25 protein-coding genes are annotated in these 21248 nt (G+C 50.5%); 19 read left to right on the forward strand and 6 right to left on the reverse strand.

Annotation, left to right across the window (positions count from 1 at the left end; translation table 11 throughout):
- Window positions 1-344: 344 nt before the first annotated feature.
- Window positions 345-1433, reverse strand: a complete 1089-nt coding sequence (locus BBI15_RS08325) for an FAD-dependent oxidoreductase (protein ID WP_068869140.1) — start codon at window positions 1431-1433, stop codon at window positions 345-347.
- 12 nt (window positions 1434-1445) lie between these two features.
- Window positions 1446-2027, reverse strand: coding sequence for a CDP-alcohol phosphatidyltransferase family protein (locus tag BBI15_RS08330; protein WP_068869141.1), 582 nt, complete (start codon window positions 2025-2027; stop codon window positions 1446-1448).
- A gap of 186 nt (window positions 2028-2213) precedes the next feature.
- Here BBI15_RS08330 and BBI15_RS08335 point away from each other — a divergent pair, with 186 nt between their 5' ends.
- The 7 genes from BBI15_RS08335 (at window position 2214) to BBI15_RS08360 (ending at window position 8833) form a co-directional block, all read left to right on the forward strand.
- A complete protein-coding gene (locus BBI15_RS08335) occupies window positions 2214-4097 on the forward strand; it encodes an FAD-dependent oxidoreductase (RefSeq protein ID WP_068869142.1) in 1884 nt (627 codons plus the stop codon).
- Complete coding sequence (locus tag BBI15_RS08340) at window positions 4094-4756, forward strand: TVP38/TMEM64 family protein (protein ID WP_068869143.1); 663 nt, start codon at window positions 4094-4096, stop codon at window positions 4754-4756. Before BBI15_RS08335 ends, BBI15_RS08340 begins: the two co-directional genes overlap by 4 nt.
- Window positions 4757-4831: 75 nt before the next feature.
- Window positions 4832-5845, forward strand: a complete 1014-nt coding sequence (locus tag BBI15_RS08345; protein WP_237150848.1) for an ABC transporter substrate-binding protein — start codon at window positions 4832-4834, stop codon at window positions 5843-5845.
- Window positions 5845-6075: a hypothetical protein gene (locus tag BBI15_RS16640; protein ID WP_237150849.1), complete on the forward strand. Its 231-nt coding sequence runs from the start codon at window positions 5845-5847 to the stop codon at window positions 6073-6075. The genes BBI15_RS08345 and BBI15_RS16640 overlap by 1 nt, the downstream gene beginning before the upstream one ends.
- A 69-nt stretch (window positions 6076-6144) precedes the next feature.
- Window positions 6145-6942: an ABC transporter permease gene (locus BBI15_RS08350; RefSeq protein WP_237150850.1), complete on the forward strand. Its 798-nt coding sequence runs from the start codon at window positions 6145-6147 to the stop codon at window positions 6940-6942.
- Complete coding sequence (locus tag BBI15_RS08355; RefSeq protein WP_068869144.1) at window positions 6942-7769, forward strand: ABC transporter permease; 828 nt, start codon at window positions 6942-6944, stop codon at window positions 7767-7769. The genes BBI15_RS08350 and BBI15_RS08355 overlap by 1 nt, the downstream gene beginning before the upstream one ends.
- Complete coding sequence (locus BBI15_RS08360; RefSeq protein ID WP_068869145.1) at window positions 7766-8833, forward strand: ABC transporter ATP-binding protein; 1068 nt, start codon at window positions 7766-7768, stop codon at window positions 8831-8833. The genes BBI15_RS08355 and BBI15_RS08360 overlap by 4 nt, the downstream gene beginning before the upstream one ends.
- Before the next feature lie 503 nt (window positions 8834-9336).
- Here the strand turns inward: BBI15_RS08360 and namA are convergent.
- Window positions 9337-10353: an NADPH dehydrogenase NamA gene (namA, locus tag BBI15_RS08365; RefSeq protein ID WP_068869146.1), complete on the reverse strand. Its 1017-nt coding sequence runs from the start codon at window positions 10351-10353 to the stop codon at window positions 9337-9339.
- Window positions 10354-10518: 165 nt separating this feature from the next.
- Window positions 10519-11322 carry a pyrroline-5-carboxylate reductase gene (proC, locus tag BBI15_RS08370; protein ID WP_084632799.1) on the reverse strand — a complete coding sequence of 268 codons (804 nt, stop codon included), beginning with the start codon at window positions 11320-11322 and terminating at the stop codon, window positions 10519-10521.
- A gap of 371 nt (window positions 11323-11693) precedes the next feature.
- Between proC and BBI15_RS08375 the strand changes: the two genes are divergently transcribed.
- The 7 genes from BBI15_RS08375 (at window position 11694) to BBI15_RS08405 (ending at window position 17911) form a co-directional block, all read left to right on the forward strand.
- The gene (locus BBI15_RS08375; protein WP_068869147.1) at window positions 11694-12644 is read left to right on the forward strand and encodes an MBL fold metallo-hydrolase; all 951 of its coding nucleotides are present in this window, start codon (window positions 11694-11696) and stop codon (window positions 12642-12644) included.
- 87 nt (window positions 12645-12731) lie between these two features.
- Entirely contained in the window at window positions 12732-13325 is a 594-nt protein-coding gene (locus BBI15_RS08380) for a DUF3221 domain-containing protein (protein ID WP_068869148.1), read from the forward strand.
- Between the two features lie 225 nt (window positions 13326-13550).
- A complete protein-coding gene (locus BBI15_RS08385; RefSeq protein WP_068869149.1) occupies window positions 13551-14783 on the forward strand; it encodes an argininosuccinate synthase in 1233 nt (410 codons plus the stop codon).
- Complete coding sequence (gene argH / locus BBI15_RS08390) at window positions 14780-16153, forward strand: argininosuccinate lyase (protein ID WP_068869150.1); 1374 nt, start codon at window positions 14780-14782, stop codon at window positions 16151-16153. Before BBI15_RS08385 ends, argH begins: the two co-directional genes overlap by 4 nt.
- Window positions 16154-16362: 209 nt before the next feature.
- Complete coding sequence (locus tag BBI15_RS08395) at window positions 16363-17073, forward strand: cytochrome c biogenesis CcdA family protein (protein ID WP_068869151.1); 711 nt, start codon at window positions 16363-16365, stop codon at window positions 17071-17073.
- Window positions 17074-17088: 15 nt separating this feature from the next.
- On the forward strand, window positions 17089-17412 hold the full coding sequence (locus BBI15_RS08400; protein WP_068869152.1) for a thioredoxin family protein: 324 nt from the start codon (window positions 17089-17091) through the stop codon (window positions 17410-17412).
- Window positions 17405-17911 (forward strand): CcdC family protein, encoded by a 507-nt coding sequence (locus BBI15_RS08405; RefSeq protein WP_068869153.1) that lies wholly within the window; start codon window positions 17405-17407, stop codon window positions 17909-17911. The genes BBI15_RS08400 and BBI15_RS08405 overlap by 8 nt, the downstream gene beginning before the upstream one ends.
- 260 nt (window positions 17912-18171) lie before the next feature.
- On the opposite strand, the gene BBI15_RS08410 is transcribed toward BBI15_RS08405, so the two are convergent.
- Window positions 18172-18606: a DUF2621 domain-containing protein gene (locus tag BBI15_RS08410; protein WP_068869154.1), complete on the reverse strand. Its 435-nt coding sequence runs from the start codon at window positions 18604-18606 to the stop codon at window positions 18172-18174.
- A gap of 118 nt (window positions 18607-18724) precedes the next feature.
- On the opposite strand from BBI15_RS08410, the gene BBI15_RS08415 reads away from it, so the two are divergent.
- The 4 genes from BBI15_RS08415 to BBI15_RS08425 all read left to right on the forward strand — a co-directional run bounded on the left by BBI15_RS08415 (window position 18725) and on the right by BBI15_RS08425 (window position 20019).
- Complete coding sequence (locus BBI15_RS08415) at window positions 18725-18943, forward strand: DUF1659 domain-containing protein (protein ID WP_068869155.1); 219 nt, start codon at window positions 18725-18727, stop codon at window positions 18941-18943.
- 18 nt (window positions 18944-18961) lie between these two features.
- Window positions 18962-19177 (forward strand): DUF2922 domain-containing protein, encoded by a 216-nt coding sequence (locus BBI15_RS08420; RefSeq protein ID WP_068869156.1) that lies wholly within the window; start codon window positions 18962-18964, stop codon window positions 19175-19177.
- Window positions 19178-19237: 60 nt separating this feature from the next.
- Window positions 19238-19366 (forward strand): YvrJ family protein, encoded by a 129-nt coding sequence (locus BBI15_RS16260; protein ID WP_082799150.1) that lies wholly within the window; start codon window positions 19238-19240, stop codon window positions 19364-19366.
- A 95-nt stretch (window positions 19367-19461) separates the two neighbouring features.
- Window positions 19462-20019 (forward strand): SCO family protein, encoded by a 558-nt coding sequence (locus BBI15_RS08425; protein ID WP_068869157.1) that lies wholly within the window; start codon window positions 19462-19464, stop codon window positions 20017-20019.
- 42 nt (window positions 20020-20061) lie between these two features.
- Here the strand turns inward: BBI15_RS08425 and mscL are convergent, their stop codons facing one another.
- Window positions 20062-20451: a large conductance mechanosensitive channel protein MscL gene (gene mscL, locus BBI15_RS08430; protein WP_068869158.1), complete on the reverse strand. Its 390-nt coding sequence runs from the start codon at window positions 20449-20451 to the stop codon at window positions 20062-20064.
- Window positions 20452-20589: 138 nt separating this feature from the next.
- On the opposite strand from mscL, the gene BBI15_RS08435 reads away from it, so the two are divergent.
- Window positions 20590-21237: a lytic transglycosylase domain-containing protein gene (locus BBI15_RS08435; protein ID WP_068869159.1), complete on the forward strand. Its 648-nt coding sequence runs from the start codon at window positions 20590-20592 to the stop codon at window positions 21235-21237.
- Window positions 21238-21248 lie beyond the last annotated feature (11 nt).

The following is a 21248-nucleotide window of genomic DNA, read 5'->3' on the forward strand; positions in this document are numbered from 1 at the left end:
GGCAGTCGTTGAATTGCATTTAAACGTCTATCCATTTGCTTGCTGCTTATAACATAAAAAAAGACGCCAAAAAGAATGATTCATTCTCTTTGGCGTTATTCCCAGCTCTATTGTCAGGTATATACTCTGCGCAATTCCAATATGGCAGCCTGTGCTGCATTTTTAACTTCCATTCAGCTAGCTGTCATGGAGGCCCGCAGGATGGCCGCGGGATGTGATTTAACTACTGTATAAAGAATTATAGCGAGAATGGGAAAAAATTTCAAGATTTGATTGCAGAATAAGCTCAAGCCACAATGCTTTTTGAAAAGGCTTCGCTATATGAATAGAAAGATAATCATCGTTCATCGATAGAGATCCTGGTATTGCTTCATGAATTTCCTATCAATCAATTGCTTGAGTTTCCAGGCCGATTTGCCATGCATGCTCCATTTGCCGTAAGTCAATAAAGCTTCACCGCCGCCTGTGGAGAGAATCGCAACATAACGTTTTTGCGGAATGAAGGAAGCCAATTGCTCTCCATCGAGAAAATGCAATAGGTTGTCCCATAGCACAGGGCCTTGGCGGACTGCATAGACGCCGTTTTTCGCAAGATCTGGATAGCGGTCGATCGAGACGCAGTCGCCTGCTCCGAAAACTTCCGGGTAACGTGTCGATTGCAGCGTCTCTTTGACAGCGAGAAACCCGGCGCGGTCTACTGGCATACCAGAGTGCTCGAATAGCGCCGAGCTTTTCGGGCTAGTCAGCCAAAGGACGCCTGATTGGGGGTAGGAGTCGCCATTGCTCGCGGTAACGGACATTTCATCAATCTGTTCTATTGTTATATCCGTAAAAAAAGGCAGCGCTTTTTTACGGGCGATTGCCTCCACTTTTTTGGAAGCGGCCGCTCCGTGAGCCGACAGCAACGCGCCGGAACTGAACAATAAAGCAGCAGAAAATTGGCGCGGCATGCGCCAGGCGTGAGTAGAAAAGGCCAACTCCACGCCCGATGCGCCGCCTCCCACAATGACCGGATTGGCGGATTCCCGGAACTTCAGCAATTGTTCCGGGAAATGGTAGTTGGGCTTGATTGGCGAGATGTATTTTTTTAGCGCTTCGGGGATATCGGCCTGTGACCCGATGTCGAAAGACACTGCATCATAAGAATAAGTCACGCCTTGCTGACCTGTTAGTGTGCGGGATTTTGGATCGATGGAACAGATGGTGTCTTGATAAAAAGCTACGCCGATTTTTTTGGCAAGTTGATTCAAGTCAATGCGAATGTCATCCAAACCGTAAACCCCTTCAGTGAAGCCTGAGAACATCCCTGAATAGTATTGATAGGGAGCAGGCGAGATGAGCACCAATTGCACATCTTCCCGCGGCTTTTTTGCGAATTGGGCAAGGCAATGTAAATGGGCGTGGCCGCCGCCGGCCAAGACGATAATTTTCATGTTCAACACTCCTTACGACAAAATCCGTTTGGCTTCGGCCATGCGCTGAAAAATGGTGAAAATCTGGACGGCGATAAACAATAGGGTGGTCGCAGTCAAATAATCTGTCAAGAGGATCATCAAACTAAATAAGATAAACCCTTCTGTCCGTTCTGCAAGACCGGCTTGATAATAGAATGATTTCATGCCTTGCTTTTCGGACAGTGCCCCGACGGTCAAGAAGACGGTCATGGCGACGATAATCGATGCGCTCAGTAACAATAAAGCCCACATCGAATCCGGAAAACGGAAAGCAAGGCCTAAGATGACGCTGATTTCCACCAGCCGGTCAAAACTGATGTCGAGGAGCGTTCCCCATGGGGACGGTTTTGTTTTTCTCGCCATTGTCCCGTCGACCACATCCAAAAAACCGGATAGCCAAAGCGCGATAAGCGCCAAGGCAGGCTGATCCAGGTAGATGAAGACACCTGACGACAAGCCGATGGCAAATGCCGTCTTGGTCACACCGTCAGCCGTCCAGCCTTTTTTCAATAGATAATCGGCAGTTTTATCGACTGCTGGTTGTACATGTTTTCTAGCATATGTATCAAGCATATGATTCACCTTTTCATGTAAAAGATATTCTAAGTATAGAGCATATCATCGTTTATACCCCCGACGGAACTCTTTAAACTGAGAGGATTTTTTATAAGCAGACTATTCAAGGGCAAATAAGGGTAAGTGTATAGAAGTCTTTGTTAAGATGTATTTAATTCACGACTAAGAAAGGATTTGGTAGAAATGGCCAAAAAATATGATATTGCAATTATCGGGGCAGGAGCAGCAGGCCTGACAGCCGCCTTCACAGCAGCTGGATTTTCAAAAAAGACCGTTCTCATCGACAAGAATCTGCCAGGCGGGGAATGTACATGGTCCGGCTGCATTCCGAGCAAATCGCTTATCAATATCGCGAAAGAAGTCCATCACGCCAAAAAGTATTCACCTGAGCTAAAAATCGATACTTCGGAAGTATTGAAAGACATCCAAAAGGTCATTCAAAAAGTATACGCCGGTGAATCGCCGGAAGTATTGAAAAAATCCGGCATCGACTTTCTCAATGCCTACGCCACGTTCACGGGGCCGAATACATTGGACGTGGAAGGGGAAACGATTGAAGCGAAAAAGATCATCCTCTCGACGGGCTCCACTCCGATGGTGCCTCCGATTGATGGCTTGAGCGAAGTCGATTACCTGACGAATGAAACGATCTTCAAACTGGAATCCTTCCCGAAAACGATGACCATTTTAGGCGCTGGCCCAATCGGTGTCGAGATGAGCCAAGCGCTCAACCGTCTCGGCGTTAATGTGACGCTGGTTGAAAAATCGGAGCGCATCCTGTCAAACGACGACGAGGAACTCGCGTTAATGGTCCAGCAGCGCCTTATCAAGGAAGGCGTGACAATCCATGTGGGCGCAGTAGCGGTAAAAGCTGCTCAACAAGGCAGTCAAATTGAATTGACAGTCGAGAAAGATGGCAAACAAATGGCCATTTCAAATGAAGGGCTTCTCGTTGCACTCGGCCGACAAGCGAACGTCTCGGGCTATAACCTGGAAACGGCCGGTGTCGAGTACGATAAGAAACGCATCCATGTGGATGAACATATGGAAACGACTGCCAAAGGCATCTATGCCATCGGAGATGTCGTCGGGCCTTATCAACTATCGCATATGGCGAACGCACAAGGCATCACCGCGACACAAAATGCCATTTTGCCGATCAACCGCAAAATGAATTACGACCATGTGACCTGGTGTACATACACCGACCCGGAACTCGGCCATTCTGGTTTGTCTGAAGCGCAGGCACGCGAACAATACGGCGACTCGATCCGTGTTTACGAACACGATTATGCGGATATCGACCGTGCCAATACGAAACAAGGCTCGATCGGCAAAGTGAAGATCGTACTCGATAAAAAAGGCTATATCCTTGGGGCGAGCATTCTCGGCGACAGAGCTGGCGAAATCATCAGCCAAATTCAGACACTGAAAACACTCGGCATCAATATGGGGAAATTGTCCAGTGTCATTCACCCGTATCCGACGTATAGCGAAGTGCTGGTGAAAATCGGCAAGAAAGTCTATGTCGATAATTTGCTGAATCAACCAGTAGTGAAAACTTTTAATAAAGCAAAAGACGGCGAGTTGCCTGTCGGAAAAATCGGCTTGTATGGAGCGGCAGCGGCGGCTGGGATTGGAATAGCCAATATGGCCATCCAAAATAACGCCAAGCCAAAACTTGGCGTAAAAAATGGCCGCCTCAAGGAAATGCCCTCGACTCCGAATGCCGTTTCCTCCCAGACGACTGACCGCGATAAATTCGTTCCAGCGTGGCCATACAACGGCAGCAAAGAGCAGGCGAAAAAGAACGTGATTGGCATGCTGAAAGGATACGAAGGCGTACGCATTGCGCAAGTGAACGACAATTACATCCATGCTATCGCGACAAGCAAACGGATGAAATTCAAGGATGACATCGAGTTCTACTTTAATGATGCAGCGCAGCAAATCGAGTTCCGCTCGGCTTCGCGCGTCGGCTATTCAGACGCAGGAGTCAACCGCAAGCGCTACGACGAAATGACAAAGCGCTATTCCAGCATTTCGACCCACACGCGTAATTCATGAATTACAAGCGCGTCATCAAATGGTTGCTGTTAGCTGTGGCAATTGCCTTGGCCATTTGGCTCAGCCGTTCGGTCTTTGACGTGGAGGCGGAAGGTCTGCGCAGCTGGATTTTATCGTTCGGGCTATGGGCACCAATCGTTTATATAATTGTGTATGCCATCAGGCCGCTCATCTTCTTTCCGGCCTCGATATTGTCGATTGCCGGCGGCCTGGCTTTTGGGGCTTGGATGGGGACGCTATACACCATCATCGGCGCAACTTTAGGGGCGATGTTGTCCTTTGTTGTCGCTAAAACGATAGGGAAAAGTATCGTAACAAAAGACTGGACAGGGAATGCCGCGAAATTCCAGGCGCAAATGGAACGCAACGGATTTCTGTATGTCCTGCTGTTCCGGTTGATCCCGGTCATCAACTTCGACTTGATCAGCTATATGGCGGCGATCGCTAAAGTGCGGTTCCCATCATTCGCACTCGCGACATTGATCGGCATCATTCCCGGAACGTTCGCCTATAATTTTCTCGGCAGCAGTTTTGTCAGTGGCAACCCGAAAGTCATTGCAGCGGCGGTTGTTGTATTCATCATCTTGACTGCCGTTCCGATTGTGATCCGCAACCGCTGGAGTCGACAAAACGGCAGCATACCGGATGGGCCCGAATGAGTGCGACACTTCGTGAATGCTTGGATGACTTAAAAGAGAAAGATGCAACATAAAAGAAATTAGGACGTGGGACCAATGAAACTATATCCAATAACGGCATTTAGCGTCATGGCGCTTGCTTTGTCAGCCTGTTCATCTGAAGAGGCTGGAAACGGAACCGAGACAGACAGCTTATTGACAGATGACTGGGCAGTGATTCAAGAAGCGGCACAAGGCCAGGAAGTCAATATGTACATGTGGGGCGGAAACGACAACATCAATAATTATTTAGATGAATGGGTCGCCCCGCGCATGGAAGAACAGCACGGAATTGAATTGACCCGTGTGCCGATGAATGACGCGCAAGACATCATCAATCAATTGCTCGACGAAAAAACGGCCGGTAAAACCGATGGCAGCATGGACATCGTCTGGATCAACGGCGAAAACTTCAAAGCCGCAAAAGACAAGGGCTTGCTGTGGGGCGACTTCACCGGGCAATTGCCGAATTTCAACGACTATGTCGATGCGGATGCACCGGAAGTATCCGAGGATTTCGGGGAACCGGTGGAAGGCTTGGAAGCACCGTGGGGCAAGGCGCAATTCGTATTCGTGCATGATGAAAGCCAACACGAAAATCCGCCGAAATCGATGGATGAACTCGCCGACTGGGTGCAAAAACACCCGGGGCAGTTCACGTACCCTGCACCGCCTGATTTTACAGGCAGCGCATTTATCCGCCACGTGTTGTACGAAACAACTGGCGGCCACGAGCAGTACGCCCAGCCCGCTGCAGAGATAGAAGATTTGGAACAGCGCCTCAAGCCGATGTGGCAATACTTGAATAGCATCGAGCCGTATTTATGGCGGGAGGGCGAAACCTACCCGGAAAGCTTGGCGAAACAAGACCAATTGTTTGCGAGCGGTGAAATTGGCATGACCATGAGCTACGACCCGGCACTCGCTGCAAGTGAAGTGTTGAAAGGGCGGTTCCCGGAGTCGACCCGCACTTATCTATTGGACGGGGGACACTTGCGAATACGCATTTCCTGTCGATTCCCTTCAACGCCTCGGATAAAGCGGGAGCGCTTGTCGCGATCAATGAACTGATGTCGCCAGCCGCCCAAACCGCCAAATTATCCCCTGAGAACTGGGGCGACTTGACGGCGCTCGATTTAGAGAAGCTGTCGCCTGAAGAGCAGCAAGCGATGAACGAAGTGGATCTCGGAAAAGCGACACTTCCAATAGAAGAATTGGAACAAAACCGCTTACCTGAATTATCTTCCGATTATATCGACATCATTGAAAAAGGGTGGACGGAACATGTGGCGAAAGAGTAAACCCTATCTTTTGCTGCTGCCGGCTGCCGGTGTAATCATCCTCCTGTTTTTCGGGGGATTTTTGATGGTTTGCTGAAAAGCTTCGGCTATTTTCCTGCGATCGGACAGACCGACTGGAACTTGGCGGCTTACGACAGGCTTTTAAGTTCCGGCGCTTTTTGGGAATCGCTGATGCTCACGCTGCGAGTTGCGGCACTGTCATCGCTCTTGTCTGCTGTCATCGGAGCGCTGGTCGCTATAGCATTGTTTTTCCTGAATGATGCCATGAGAACCAAGTCACCGAAAGCCTGGCATCGCCTGTTCCAATTGCCCTTGACCATACCGCACCTGGTCGCCGGTTATATCATCGTGCTGCTGTTTATGCAAAGCGGTTTTGTGTCGAGAATTCTCGCAGCGATTGGCTGGATCGACGACATCGCGGATTTTCCGGTGCTCGTCAACGACCCATTCGGCTGGGGGATCATTTTTACTTATGCGTGGAAAGAAGCGCCTTTTGTTTCGCTCATGCTGTATCCGGTGCTGTCACGCATCCACGGATCCTGGCGCGAAGTGTCACGTGTTTTTGGAGCGGGCAACTGGCCATTCATCCGTGAAGTGGTGATGCCTGTCATGATGCCGGCATGGACGGTTGCGACATTCATCGTCTTTGTCTTTACGTTTTCCGCTTTTGAAGTGCCGTATCTGCTCGGCGTCACTTATCCGAGTGTGCTGCCGGTTTATTCGTATCAGCTTTATACGAGCGGTACGCTTGCCGACCGTCCCGAAGCGCTCGCTATCAATATGATACTCGCGGCGATGACGATTTTGCTGGGCCTTGTTACGTATTACTTCAGTAAGCGCTGGAATGTGCTGAAGGGATGGGGATAATGAAAAAACATCCGAGGTTCCTGTCCTTGTTTTTATTCATTGGAGTATTCATTTTTGTCATCGTTCCATTTGTTCCCTTGATTTTCACAAGCCTGTCATTCGGCTGGCGCTGGCCGGATGTGGTTCCGCAAGCCTGGAGCCTTCGTGCATGGGAGTATGTCGTGAATGACGGGCGCACATGGCAAGCGGTCGGCATCAGCTTATCGATTGCGCTGATCGTAACGGCCATCAATATCGCACTTGCGATCCCGGCCGCCAACGCCTTGATGCGTTATCCGGTCCGCGGCAAATGGTTGTTTGAAGCGATCATTTTTTCGCCGATCATCATTCCGCCGTTTATCTCGGTCATGGGAATCCACTTAACTTTTTTGCGGCTTGGCTTGACGGAAACCGTTTTGGGAGTTGTGTTGGCGCATATCGCGCCGACCTTGCCGTATATGTTCCGGGCGCTCATGATCAGCTATCAAACCTTATCAACTGATTGGGAAGACCAAGCGCGCATGTTGGGGGCAGGCGCGATGCCGCGATTCTTTCATGTTGTGCTGCCGCATCTCGCCCCCGGCATAGTGGCTGGCGCGAGTTTGAGCGTCTTGATTTCCCTGAGCCAATACTTGATCACCTTCATCATCGGTGCCGGCCAAGTGGTCACTCTGCCCATTTTGCTGTTTCCGTTCATCAGTGGGGGAGATCCTGGCGTAGCGTCAGCTTATTCGTTACTTTATGCAGCGATCGCTATTTTGGCCTTGATCGTCATGGATGCAGCGTTAAGACGCTATTACCAGAGGAATAAAGCTACGAAAGAGCAGGCGAAAGGAGTGAAACCGTGAGCGATTTGCGCATCATCGATATACAAAAGCGCTACATATCCGCACAGGCAAGAGAAGAAAATCCATTCATGCTTCACCCGGTCCGGCTGGCCATTCGTGAAGGCGAGTTCTTTTCGCTTCTTGGCCCTTCCGGCTGCGGCAAGACGACTTTGCTGAAACTGGTCGCGGGCTTATTGGAAGCGGATGGCGGAGAGCTTTGGGTGGGGGATGAAAACTTGACGAACGTGCCCCCTGAATCGAGACGATTCGCCATGGTGTTTCAGCAATCGTTGCTGTTTCCGCATAAAACCATCGAAGACAATGTCGCGTTCGGCTTGAAAATGCAGAAAGTCGGCAAACAGCAGCGCTTGAAAGCCGCGCGTGAAATGCTCGAACATGTCGGTCTCAGTGGATTCGGCAGCCGCTTTCCCGACGAACTGAGCGGAGGGCAGCAGCAGCGCGTGGCACTCGCAAGGGCGTTGGTGGCTAATCCCCGCGTCTTGTTGATGGATGAGCCATTCAGCGCGCTCGATCCAGGACTTAGGCAAGAAATGCGCGAGCTGCTGAGCCGCATCCAAAAAGAATTTCGCGTCACCGTTTTGTTCGTGACGCATGACCGCGATGAAGCATTCGCGTTATCCGACCGGATCGCGGTCATGGGCGAAGGCAAATTGCAACAAGTCGGCAGTGCGCGGGAATTATACGAACGCCCTGAAACGACAGCGGTCGCGTCGTTCCTTGGCTTGCGAAATATCTTGGGCGGTGTGATCGAGAACGGCCATTTCGCCTCTTCCGATAAAATAATGGAAGCCGCTGTACATCTGCCGCTTTCAGACGGCGATTATTTCATGGTCATCAGGCCAGAAGCGATCAAAGCGTCGGAAAACGGTCAATCGGGCCACGCCCGGGTGAGGGGCGTTGTCCAGGAAATGAAGTATGGGCGCGGCATATACAGCCTGATAGTAAAAGTTCGAAAGCAGTTGTTGGAATGTGTGCTGACGACCGCACAAGCTGAAAAAACTGCCGTCGGAGAACCGATCGATTTGTTCGTGGATATGAAAGAGGTTTGGTTTCTGAAAGAATAACGCCAATTCAATCACAAAGCCCTTTGCCAATTCGAATGGCAAAGGGCTTTATAATTCCATCAGTTCAAAAGGCACACCCCATCCGCAATGGGGTGATCCTTCCATGCGTCTCGAGAAATTGGGTTATTTTTACTGATTATTTTTGCAGTAATCAATAGAACAAGTGTTCTGTTTGTGGTAAAATAAAGGTACAGCTGCATGAGGGCGGTTTGGCCATTCCCTATAGAAAGGGGGTGGTAGCATGACCATGGCAGAAGCATTTTCGCTTGTGTTCACGAGTGTCGGGTTGACGATTAGCGCATTGACGCTTGTCCTATCCTTGATTCTGGTCATTCCGAAAAAAAAATAACCGTCCCATTGGCGTGGGCTGACGGTTATTTCGTAAACCTATAGTGTCCAGCCGACCGCCCTCGAAAGGCGGCATGCAGCTGGCCGGATGCATACAGCATCCGGTTTTTTTCGTTACTTTCAGTATACTAAATTACAGCTATTTTGCAACTGTCTCATATCCAACCCCGATCATAAGGCACTGGGGCCTCGATATCGGCTCCAAGCTCACGTGCGGCGGTGTATGCCCAATACGGATTGCGCAGCAACTCGCGTGCCAGGAAGATGAAATCGGCACGGCCGTTCTGGAGAATTTCTTCTGCATGGCGTGGCTCGGTGATCAAGCCGACAGCGCCGGTTGCGATCGGTGTTTCTTTTTTGATCGTTTCCGCAAAGTTCACTTGATAGCCAGGGAACACCGGAATCTGTGCCGGCACGACGGCTCCTGAACTGACATCGATCAAATCGACGTGCTGCTGTTTCATCCACTTGGTCATCTCGACATATTGTTCAGGCGTCATGCCGCCGTCTGTGTAATCCTCTGCCGAAATGCGCACGAATAATGGACCGTCCCAAACGGCATTCACTGCGTCCAATACACGGCCAAGCAGGCGGTAGCGATTCTCGCTTGTCCCGCCATACTCGTCAGTGCGCTGATTGGTCAGTGGAGACAAGAACTGGTTGATCAAATAGCCATGCGCTGCGTGGATCTCGATTACATCAAAACCGGCTTTTTTGGCGCGAACGGCGCCATCCTGGAATGCTTGGACCGTTTCGTCGATTTCGTCTATCGTCATCGCTTTCGGTGTTTTGTATTTATCATTGAAGGCAATCGCACTTGGGGCCTGGATGTCGCCATCGACTGTCGCTTTTCTGCCGGCATGAGCAAGCTGGATGCCGGTTTTCGCGCCATTCGCTTTCATCAGGCGGACGATTTCTCCCTGCCCGTCGATGTGGGCATCACTCCATATGCCGAGGTCGCGGGAAGAAATGCGCCCGATCGGCTGCACGGCAGTCGCTTCGGTGATGATCAATCCGACACCGCCAACCGCACGCGTCGGGTAATGGACACGGTGCCAATCGGTGACATGCCCGTCTTCTTTATCGCTTTGGTACATGCACATCGGCGCCATGACGATACGGTTTTTGAAATGGACGCCTTTGAGCTCGAATTCTTCGAAAAGTTTTGCCACGTGTTATTCCTCCTTCAGTCTCTATACAAGAAATCAGTATACCGGAAAAGTGGTCCCACTTCGATTCGGAAGCCTTGCGCTCCTGGAGCTGCCCGATGCGCAGTTTCGCGAACCGATCAAAAAAAACCGTGAAAGCGGGTGCTTTCACGGGGCATGATGGATCCGTTATTCGAATTCTTTCCCAAGCTCACGGGAGCGGTTGGCAGCCGAAGTGACACAATCGCCGACGATGCGCTTGAAGTCGTTATCGTAAAGCGCCTGAAGTCCGGCAGCGGTCGTGCCGTTCGGGCTCGTGACGCGCTTGCGCAATTCGCCGAAATCTTCCTGCTGGAGCATTTCCGCTGCGCCGTCGAATGTTTGGCGGACCAACTTTTTCGCATCCGCTGAAGACAGTCCGTTATCGATCCCAGCCTGTACCATGGATTCAGCGAAATAATAAAGATACGCCGGTCCGCTGCCCGCGATGCCAGTCACCGCGTGCAATTGGTCTTCTTCCACGACCGTTACGCCGCCGATTGACGACAATAGCTTTCTCAACAAATGCTGCTGTTCTTTCGTGACGAATTTGCTCCAGGCGACGCCTGTAGCCGACTTGCCGATTTGCGCGGATGTATTCGGCATCGCGCGGGCAACGGCGAAATCGCCGACATGCTTTTGGATCGTCTCAATCGAAACGCCTGCCGCGACGGAGACGATAACGGTATCGCCAGTCAATTTCTCGCGGATGCCTTTCAATGCCACTTCGACATCTTTCGGTTTCATCGCAAGCAGGATGAAATCAGCATCTCCCAGTTCGGTCTTGTCGTCACAGACGATGTTGACCCCATATTCATCATGTAAAAATTCCAGTCGGTCCTGGTCCGACCGGTTCATGACAGAGATTTCTTCCGGTTTCATGATTCGTTTATTGATCCAGCCGTGGATCATGGATTCGGCCATCGAACCGGCCCCTACACATACAATTTTCATTCGTTCCACTTCCTTTTCTCAAAATAAAAAGCGCAATCATCCCTGTTATTCCAAGGACGAAAACGCTTGTTTCCGCGGTACCACCTAAGTTTGCACAATGCACAACTCGATATCCTTATCGCGGACAGACGGCCGTGTTTGCACGGCAGCTCAGAAGCAGGTTCAGGAAGGGAGCGGGGGTGCGGCGTTTCAGCGTTGGCTGCACTCTCTTGTGCCCATCACCTTCCGTACTAATCTTCATCTACGCTTACATATGTTATTGAATTATAGTCAATAGAATTTTATTTGTCAAATCAGCCAGCCGGCGTGACGCCGACTGCCATTCAGGGTATGATAAGTGAATAGACATTCAGTTTAAGGGAGTGGGAATGATGGAACCAATCAGAATCACCATCCCGACGCCGTTTGCGGTCGGGGATGTCAATTCTTATCTATTGAAAGGCGACGCGTTGACCTTGATCGACGCCGGGCCAAAAACGCCGGAAGCCTGGGAAGCGCTCAAGGCCGGATTGAAAGCGGCGAATGTTGCTCCTGAAGACATCGAGCAAGTGGTCTTGACCCATCACCATCCGGATCACGCGGGATGGGTCGACGGTTTCGAGGACGCGAAACTCTACGGCCATCCATACAATGACTTGTGGCTGCGCCGGGATGAAGCCTTCTTCGATTATCACGATGCCTTCTATCAGGAGCGCTTGAAGGAAGAAGGGGTTCCGGGTGATTTGATGTTCTGGATGAAGAAAATGAAACGCCCGCTCAACTTGATGGGCAACCGCCCCCTGGATATGGCGATCAATGAGGGGGATGCGCTGCCGGGGCATCCTGATTGGCATGTGATGGAAACCTTGGGGCATGCGCAGAGCCATCTATCGTTTTGGAATGCGGAAGCGCGCACGATGATCGGCGGCGACCATGTCATCGCGAAAGTGTCATCGAACCCGCTCATCGAACCGCCGTATAACCCGGAAGAAGGGCGCCCGAAATCCTTGCTGCAATACAACGCCTCCCTCAGCCGCCTGTTGAAAATGCCGATCAATGTCATCTACAGCGGCCACGGGGAAGATGTGCGCAATGTCCATGAACTGGTTTCCACGCGTCTTGAAAAGCAGCATCAGCGTGCGATGAAAGTATTGGCCATGCTTGACCGGTCACACGAACAGTCGGTTTACGAATTGACACAGCAGCTGTTTCCGCATGCCTACGAAAAGGAACTGGGCTTGACCCTGTCCGAGACGATCGGCCAGATCGATTACCTGCTCGAAGACGGCTTGATCGAAGAGCGGTTGAACGATCGGGGCGTTTTCGTCTACCGACAGGCGTGATGAACAGAGTTGCATGCACAAGCTTCAGCAGGTAAACTGAAAATTAAGAGTTGCAACAAGAATCTAAGCGTAAAGGATTGGGATAAAGTGAAAAAAGCTAGTGTATTTCTTGCAGGCTTCCTGCTATTGGCAGGTTGCTCCGATGATGCCGCACCGGCAGAGCCGACGGAGCCAGCAGGCAACGAAGAAGAACCGGAAATCGCAGTTGAACAGGAAGGCTTGACGGAAGAAGGCTTCATCACGCAAATCGGCAATGGCCGCATCCTTATCAACAATATATACTTCGCTGTACCGGAAGACGTTGAAGTCCAGTTTGCGGAAGGCGGCGAAACGACAGAGGCTGTCATCAGCGACCTCCGCACCGGCATGAAAGTCTCGACGGACTATACAGGGCCGCTCGAAGAATCATTCCCGATGCAGGGGGAAGCGGAAAAGATCACTATTTTGCAGGACGAAGAATCCAAGCGCCAATCGGAAGCTTTGCAGGCGTTTATCAATGAAGAGCAATTATCTAAATTGATCTTGATGGGCCAGCCCCTTGTGCGCGGCGATGAAATCGGGTTTTTATTCAATGATATGGAAACCGGTGACTTAATGGAAGTACGCATCGACATGAATACTCTGGAATATACGATGGGCAATGAGAAAGAGGAAGAACAAACGGAAGACACCGGGGAATAAGAAAGAAAGCGGATCTCGGGTGCGATGAAACCCGGACGGCAATGGGCCGTCCGGGTTTTTGCATGCGAAGAAACAACCGTTTCTTATAGTAGAAACCCGATTTTTGCATATTTCCTAAAAAACATGAAAATTTATGCGTATCTTTCCTTGCGTTATGAAAATTGCCATGTTATCATGTGTATATTCATCGCATATAACGCATAAAAATACAGGAGGTCATATTATATGAACAAGAAAATCGTACTCGCATACTCAGGTGGACTGGATACATCGGTGGCGATTCCGTGGCTCAAATCACAAGGCTATGACGTCGTTGCTGTGTGCCTCGACATCGGAGAAGGAAAAGATTTGGACTTCATCAAACAAAAAGCGCTACAGGTCGGAGCGGTCGAAAGCTATATGATCGATGCCAGAGACGAATTTGCTGAAGACTATGCACTCATTTCGCTTCAAGCCCATACATTATATGAAGGCAAATACCCGCTCGTTTCAGCATTGTCACGCCCGCTCATTTCCAAAAAACTCGTGGAAATCGCAGTGCAAAGCGGCGCGACGGCCGTTGCACACGGCTGCACCGGTAAAGGCAACGACCAAGTGCGTTTTGAAGTGTCCATCAAATCCCTGAATCCGGACCTTGAAGTCGTGGCGCCTGTTCGCCAGTGGGGCTGGTCGCGTGACGAGGAAATCGCTTATGCCAAACAGCATAACGTGCCGGTTCCGGTCAACTTGGATTCGCCATTCTCCATCGACATGAACCTATGGGGCCGTGCCAATGAATGCGGCATCCTAGAAGACCCTTGGGCAACACCGCCAGCAGACGCATACGACATCACCAATGCGTTAGAGGATACGCCGGATACACCGGACATCGTGGAAATCGAGTTCGTCAAAGGCGTGCCGACGAAATTGAACGGCGTCGACTATAAACTGACGGACCTGATCTTCGAATTGAACCATATCGCGGGCAAACACGGCGTCGGCAGAATCGACCATGTGGAAAACAGACTGGTCGGCATCAAATCACGTGAAATCTATGAAGCACCAGCGGCGATGACTTTGATCGCTGCGCATAAAGAACTTGAAGACATCACCTTGGTAAAAGAAATGGCCCACTTCAAGCCGGTCATCGAGAAGAAAATGACGGAATTGATCTATGAAGGGCTATGGTTCTCGCCGTTGCGTGTGGCACTTGAAGCTTTCCTGAAAGAAACTCAGGAATTCGTCAACGGCACCGTGCGCGTGAAATTGTTCAAAGGCCACGCCATCACCGAAGGGCGTAAGTCACCGAACTCCTTGTACAGCGAAGAACTGGCGACGTATTCAACAGATGATACGTTCAACCACGAGTCGGCAGTCGGATTCATCGAGCTTTGGGGCTTGCCGACAGTCGTGAACTCGAAAATCAACAAGAAAGAAGTTGCGGTCACCGCACAAGTCAAAGAGGAGGTACAGCTATGACCAAACTGTGGGGCGGTCGTTTCCAAAAGACAGCTGAACAGTGGGTCGACGAGTTCGGGGCTTCCATTTCCTTTGACCAGAAATTAGTGCTCGAGGATCTCCAGGGCAGCATGGCGCATGTCACCATGCTGTCTTCCTGCAAGATCTTGCCGAAGCAAGACGCTGACTTGATCTTGTCAGGGCTTCAGACGCTGAAGAAAAAGGCGGAGAATGGAGAACTCGAGTACAGCGTATCGAACGAAGACATCCACTTGAACCTGGAAAAACTCCTGATCGATGAGATCGGCCCTGTCGGCGGCAAGCTCCATACCGGCAGAAGCCGCAACGACCAAGTCGCGACGGATATGCATCTGTACTTGAAAAACCGCGTGACGGAAATCATCGAATTGATCGAAGCCTTCCAGTCGGCGATTGTCGAACAGGCGGAAGCGCATGTCGAGACGGTCGTACCGGGGTATACACATTTGCAGCGCGCACAGCCGATTTCATTCGGCCATCATTTGATGACTTACTTCTGGATGTTGCAGCGCGACAAAGAGCGCATGCAGGAATCCTTGAAGCGCATCGACGTCTCGCCGCTCGGTGCCGGGGCGATGTCCGGGACAAGCTTCCCGATCGACCGCGAACTGTCCGCTGAACTGCTCGGCTTCTCAGGCGTCTACCAAAACAGCCTGGATGCCGTCAGCGACCGAGACTTCATCCTGGAGTTCCTCAGCAACTCCTCGATGCTTATGATGCACTTGTCGCGCTTTGCGGAGGAGATCGTTCTCTGGTCGAGCGAGGAGTTCCGCTTTATCGAACTCGACGACACATTCTCGACCGGCTCGAGTATCATGCCGCAAAAGAAGAACCCGGATATGGCGGAACTTGTACGCGGCAAGACAGGGCGCGTCTACGGCAATCTGTTCGGATTGCTGACGACTTTGAAAGGCCTGCCGCTTGCCTATAATAAAGATATGCAGGAAGACAAAGAAGGCATGTTCGACACAGTCCACACCTTGATGGGATCGCTGCCGATCTTTGAAGGGATGGTCCGGACGATGAATGTCAATACCGCATCCATGGAAAAAGCGGTCAACTCCGACTTCTCGAATGCCACGGAACTCGCGGATTATCTGGCGGCAAAAGGCCTGCCATTCCGCGAAGCGCATGATGTCACCGGCAAGCTGGTCTTCACATGCATCCAGCGCGGCTATTATCTGAAAGATCTGCCGCTAGAGGACCTCCAGGCTGCAAGTGCGCTCATTGAAGACGATATTTTCGAAACCTTGCTGCCACAGACGGCCGTCAAACGCCGCAATTCACTCGGCGGTACCGGTTTCGACCAAGTTCATCATCAATTGGGACTAGCCAAGAAACTCATCGGGTGATCATTAGTCCACTTATATGCGCGCCTGTTTCGTTCGGTACAACAAACAGGCACTTGCGCCCGGCTCTCTTCCCCCTAAAGAGAGCCGGTTTTTTTATGGGCGGCAGGAAGGGAAGAAGAAATGTCCATAAAGATTTCACAGGCAATTTGGCGGTTTTTGCGCACCATCTCTGATAAGATAGAGTTCGTGAGAGAGAGGAGCGTGTTCGAATGGCAACCGATATTAATTTACTTTTGGCTTTCGGTGCCGGATTCTTAAGTTTCATCTCGCCATGTACATTGCCTTTGTATCCTGCATTTTTATCCTATATTACGGGCATGACCATGGATGAGATCAAAAATGACCGAAAAGTGATGCAGCGCCGCGGAATGTTCCATACTTTGTTTTTCCTATTGGGCTTTTCCACCATTTTCATCGCTTTAGTCTTCAGTACGTCATTCTTTTATGAATGGTTCGTGCGCTACGATGAATTGATCCGCCAAGTAGGCGCCTTGTTCATCGTCGTCTTCGGGCTGATGATCGTCGGTGTCTTCACACCGAAATTCTTGATGCAAGACCGCAAGTTCTCGTTCAAGAACCGCCCTTCCGGATTTTTGGGCACATTCGTCATCGGCCTCGCGTTTGCGGCTGGCTGGACGCCTTGCACCGGCCCGATTACAGCGGCCATCTATGCGCTTGCTGCGACTAATCCCGGGTCGGGGATCTGGTATATGCTTGCCTATGTACTCGGCTTTGCGATTCCGTTTTTCGTCCTGTCGTTTTTCGTGACCCGCCTTGGCTGGCTCCGCAAGCATCACAATACGATCATGAAAGTTGGCGGATTCATCATGATTGCGGTAGGGGTGCTGTTGTTCTTTGACGGCATGACGTACATCATCCGCATTTTGAGCCCGATTTTCGGGGATTTCCAAGGATTCTAAAAAGTAGGTGACGACATGGAAACCATTTCTACAATGGATCAATTCCAACAGAAAATAGATGGCCGCGAATCATTCCTGCTATTCGTCAAAACCGACCATTGCTCAGTGTGCGAAGGACTGAAGCCGCAAGTCGAAGGTTTGGAGCCCGATTCCACGATTCCGTTCTACCTGGTGAATGCGGCCCGAGTTCCGGAAATTGCCGGCCAATTGATGCTGTTCACGGCGCCAGTGGTCATTCTTTTCAAGCAAGGGAAAGAACAGCTGCGTTTCGCCCGTTTCGTGCGCATGGAAGAATTGGAAAGCCGCCTCGGCGAATTGGAGGCAGAACTGGATGGATGAATTATTCAACAGTATCCCGCCAGGCATCTTCCTTGCGGTGACGACGGTCGGGGCGCTCATCATGGGGACGCTCGCCATCATTGTCCGGTCGAAATCGGCGAAAAAGCCGGCGTCGGTCAAGAAGATCATCTTGCCGCCATTGTTCATGTCAACCGGCGCCTTGATGTTCATTTTCCCGTTTTTCCGGGTGGCGCCGCTGCAAATTATAGAAGCACTGCTCGTCGGGGCTTTGTTTTCGATCATCCTGATCCGCACGTCGGAATTCGAAGTGCGTGATGGGGAAATCTATTTAAAGCGCTCAAAAGCCTTTATTTTCATTTTACTGGGTTTGCTGTTGGTGCGCTTGCTCGCGAAAGTCATCCTCAGTTCTTCGATTGACGTCGGGGAGCTCGGCGGCATGTTCTGGCTGCTCGCGTTTGGCATGCTCGTGCCGTGGCGGCTCGTGATGCTGCGCAAATACCAATCGATTGCAGGACAAAAAAACGCTGTTCCCGAATAGGGAGCAGCGTTTTTTTAGCTTGTCGAGAAAGGCAAGAAGTCGTATTTCCCGAAGCTTGTCGCTCGCTTTCCGTGGGCTCGCGCCCAAGCCTCCTCAGCCGCTATGCGCCTTGCGGGGTCTCGGTCGTCTCGCTGATCCACCGGAGTCGAGCGAACGCTTCTCCAAATACTCGGATAGAGCATTGAGCTTCTAATACAGAATAAGTGATCTCCTTTTTATTCATAGCAAATCACAGATTTCGTTAGTAGTTTTTTATGTGGTCATTGTTCAAAATATTGCTCATAGGGTGTAAGGTCGATTTCCAGTTCCGCCATTTTTTTGCGCAAAAATTTGTGGTCGCGTTTTGGCGTTGCTTGGATATAGCCGCGGATGATATGTTGCATTTCCATTTTCTTGGCTTTTTCCTCAAGCAAAATTTCGCCGATGCGGCCTGCGATTTTCTGTTTCGCTACCGGGCGGAACAAGTCCGGGACCGGCTGCACGAGTTCATTCAATAGCTCTTTTTCTTCGGCTCCCCATAGGTGTATCGTTTTCTCTACATAGTATTCTTCCCAGTTCAAATCCGACAAGCCGTCTTCTTTTGGCATCGATTTCAGGAATTTCCGGAACATAAAATAGCCGCCGATCGCGAACAAGCCGACCAATACCACGACCCAGAATAATATGAACCATAAAAACCAGCCTTCTAATTCCACTTCGTCTCACCTCAATCATTCTCTCTACCATTATAGAAGCCCGCGAAAAAAAATTCACCTGAAATGTATCCTTTTTTCCCGTTTATGTCTATATAGCGAATGAAAGGGGGTGAGCAATATGGCATTCAGCGATTTTAAGAACGCAAGCATGCGCTTGACGTTCGACAACGGGCTTGATGAAAATGGGCGTTTGAAACGCAAAGTGAAAGCGTACCAAAACGTGGCGGAAGCGGCTACTGCCGATGGGATTTTCCAGGCGGCGCAAGTGTTGGAAACATTCGGCACAAAACCGCTTATGGAATTGGAGAAAATCTCCGGTTCAAGCATCTACCAATAATGAAGGGGGGTGGGGCACATGGCAAAGACACTGGAATTGATTTTTGAAACGGCCGCAAATAAAGCGGTCACTTTGACAGTCGATGAGCCGCGCGAAGATTTGACGGCGCAGGAAATCATTACCGGCATGCAGACGATCGTCGATCAAAATGTTTTCGAAGTTGGCGGCTCGCCGTTTGCACTGGCCAAAGGCGCGCGTGTTGTCGAACGCAACATTGTCGACTACGAAATTTAAAGAACAGGGCCTTCCCGCCAATGCGGGGAGGCTTTTTTTCGAAAGAAAGGAGGCGCTTCGATGCAGGAGTGGATGCAATGGATACAGGAACTGGGATTTCCGATATTCGTTTCGTTTTACCTGATGCACCGCGTGGAAGGCAAGCTTGTGGCAATCCACGACGCGCTCATTACGATGAAGGCGCCGTAATTCACAAAGTTGTGATTTCTGAAGCGGGAACACGGATTGTTTTCGCGCCTTTGTTCGGCTATGATATAGGCAGTTACGAGAGTGGGGGCAATTATATGAAGTGGAAATGGGCGGTGCTATTATCGGCACTGATGCTGTTTCTCGCAGCATGCGGCGCGGATACGGTCGAAGAGTTCAATTACACCGACCATCGCGGCGAACAATTGAGCAAAGAAGATTTGGAAGGGACGCCCTGGCTAGCGACATTTGTCTTCACGAATTGTGAGACGGTGTGCCCGCCGATGACGTTCAATATGGCCGATTTGCAGAAGCGAATCGAAGCAAGCGGATTGAGCGACTATAAGATTGTCGCATTCAGCGTAGATCCGAAAGAAGACACACCGGAGAAAATGCGGGAATACTTATCGCATTATCCGATTCCCGATGAAAACAAATGGCATTTGCTGACGGGCTATTCGCAGGAAGAGATTGCGGAGTTTGCCACAGAGAATTTCAAATCCTTGGTCAAGAACGACCCAAACAGTGACCAGGTGATCCACGGCACCTCATTTTACCTGGTTGACCAGCAAGGGAAGGTCATCGGCAATTACGATGGCTTTGAAAACGTACCGGCCAAAGAAATCATCGAGGACATGCAGCAATTGACGCAATGAAAAAAGCCGCCGAATTGAATCGGCAGCTTGAGGAAAAACCGGTCATTGGCCGGTTTTTTCTTTTGACAACAGGTCCCGGATTTCGACCAATAGCTCTTCTTTTTTGTCGAGCACTTCCGGTTCCTCTTCTGCCGGCACATCTTTTTTTCGCTTCATGCGCGTAAACAAGCGGATCACCAAGAAAATCGAGAAAGCAATGATGAAAAAGTCAATGACGGATTGTGCGAATGCCCCGTATCGTAATTCGGCCCCGTTAAAGGTATAAGTCCAATCCTCGACACTGAAGCCGCCAAGCAGTATCCCGACTGCCGGCATGATGATGTCCTCGACAAGCGAAGTGACGATCTTCCCGAATGCGGCGCCAATGACCACGGCGACCGCCAAATCAAGTACGTTGCCTTTTAAGGCGAATTTCTTGAAATCTTCCCACATGATCTATTCCTCCTTTCGCTGGTTATTCCTATAATGAGTTCTCTGCCGAGCGCAGTTTTCCTCCTTTGCAGGCGACTTTCGGACACGCGCAGGGAAGCTGTGGTAAACTGGGGCAAATGAAACTATAGGTGTGAATTTATGAAACCCAAAAAACGTAGAAAACCTTCACCCGTCTTCAAAGCCCTCTTGTTATTGGCGTTTTTTCCGGCGGCGATCGTGGCCTTCACGCTTGTTGCAGTGGTAGCGTATTCCTATTACGGCGATACAGTGAAAGAAACTGTGAAAAAAGGGCAAGAACGCGTATTCGAAGTGCCATTTCCCGAAGAAAACATCATCCTCTACCAGGAAGCGGCAGAGCGCTACGAAATCCCATGGACGCTGCTTGCGGCCCATCATCGCATCGAGACGAAATTCTCCACGATGGCCCCCTTGTTGTCGCCAGTCGGGGCAGAAGGGCATATGCAGTTCATGCCTTGCACATTCGTCGGCTGGAGCCATCCAACCTGTTCGGGTCAAGGTCAAGGAGAAATTCCACAGGCAGACAAGACCAACCCTGAAGTCATCGCGAAATACGGCGGTTATGGCGTAGATGCCAATGGCGACGGTCTGGCTGACCCGTACGACCTGGAAGATGCACTCCACAGCGCTGCTAATTATTTGGCGCAAAACGGGGCAGCAGAAGGGGACTTAGAGCGTGCGATTTACCGCTACAACCACAGCGATGAATACGTGGAAGATGTCCTCCATTACTATGGGCGCTTCGAAGAACAATATAATAATTCATAAAAAAAAAGAGT

It is taken from the genome of Planococcus plakortidis (genome assembly GCF_001687605.2).
GTDB lineage: Bacteria > Bacillota > Bacilli > Bacillales_A > Planococcaceae > Planococcus > Planococcus plakortidis.